Raw genomic sequence first — 1434 nt, 5'->3', positions numbered from 1 at the left:
TAACCACTCACCCTCCCATCGCTACGCGATGGGCCCCTCCCTCTCTCTAAGAGAGAGGGCTTGGTTCGAGATAGATGTCCGCAACGGGTCGAGAGGCGGCCCTTCACCGACGACTGGTGAGAGAAAGCGAGAAAGATCGTCGCGCGCAGGTCCGCGGGATAGCTTTAGCGATCCAGCCCCTACCGCCGCTTGGGCGTATACGGCTTCTGGTCCCGCCAGGCCTGGGCGAACTTCTCCAGGTCCTCGTCGATGGTCTCGGGCAGGGTGACCACGAGACGGGCGTAGAGGTCGCCGCGGTGGCCCTTGGCGTCCGACAGGCCGCGGCCCTTCAGCCGCAGCTTCGAACCGCTGTTGGCGCCCTTGGGCACGGTGACGTTCACCGGACCGTCGGGCGTCGGGGCCTCGACCTTGCCGCCCAGCACCGCGTCGGGGATCGAGACGGGCAGGTCCATGACCAGGTGCTCGCCTTCCTTGCGATAGATCGGGTGGGCCTTGACCGCCAGTTCGATCAAGGCGTCGCCCGGACCGCCGCGCCCGGGGCTGCCCTGCCCCTTCAGGCGAAGGGTCTGGCCTTCCTGGGCGCCGGTCGGGATGGTCACGTCGATGGTGCGGCCGTCGGAGAAGGCCACGCGCTTCTTGCCGCCCTTGATCGCCTCTTCCAGGTCGATCTCCAGCTTGGCGCGCACGTCGGCGCCCTTGGCCGAGAAGCCGCCGCCAAAGCCGCCACCACCGCCGCGATTGCGGCCCAGGATGTCGCCGAACAGGTCGTTGAGGTCGACTTCGGGACCCTCGCCGCCGCGACCGAAACCGCCGCCCCGGTTGAAGCCGCCGCCGCCGAACGGATTGCCGCCCGCCCCGCCGAAGCCGCGCATGGTCTCGCGCCCGTCGGCGTCGATCTCGCCGGCGTCGAACTTCTTCTTCTTCTCGGCGTCGCCGAGGATGTCGAAGGCCGCGCTGACCAGCTTGAACTTGTCTTCGGCCTTCTTGTCCCCCGGATTGGTGTCGGGGTGATACTGCTTGGCCAGCTTGCGGAACGCCTTGCGGATCTCATCGGCGCTCGCGCCGCGGGAAACACCAAGCTCCAGATAGGGGTCGCGCGCCAAGGAAGGCCCTCGAAAACTTACGGATAAAAGTCGAAGCCCCTCACTTAGGCCGTTCCGCGCCGGGCGCAAGCCAAATGTTGCATTAATATCACAGACCCGTTGCCGCAGGCGCGCCCCAGCCCCAGCTCGCCGAGCCCTGCCGCACCCGCGCCGACAGGGCGCCGGACGGCCCAGATGGCAGGTCCGCCGCCCGCATCGCCGCCGTCCAGACGAAGCCCGCCGCCTCGACATCGGCCGTCCGCACCACGGCCTCGCCGTCCAGGATCTCCACCCGCCACAGCGCCTCCCCGGCCGGAACCTCAGCCTCCCAGCTGTCGCCGCCGACCCGCGC

General features: G+C 68.8%; 2 protein-coding genes. Both read right to left on the bottom strand.

Annotation, left to right across the window (positions count from 1 at the left end; all coding sequences use genetic code 11):
- Positions 1 to 179: 179 nt before the first annotated feature.
- Positions 180 to 1103, bottom strand: a complete 924-nt coding sequence (locus DMC18_RS24860; protein WP_110120742.1) for a DnaJ C-terminal domain-containing protein — start codon at positions 1101 to 1103, stop codon at positions 180 to 182.
- Positions 1104 to 1191: 88 nt separating this feature from the next.
- Positions 1192 to 1434: hypothetical protein (locus tag DMC18_RS26385; protein ID WP_233248292.1), on the bottom strand; the 243-nt coding region annotated here is incomplete at its 5' end.

It is taken from the genome of Caulobacter sp. D5, from assembly GCF_003185805.1.
Lineage (GTDB): Bacteria > Pseudomonadota > Alphaproteobacteria > Caulobacterales > Caulobacteraceae > Caulobacter.
The sequence above is the reverse complement of the archived record's forward strand: the minus strand, read 5'-3'. Positions and strand labels throughout refer to the sequence as shown.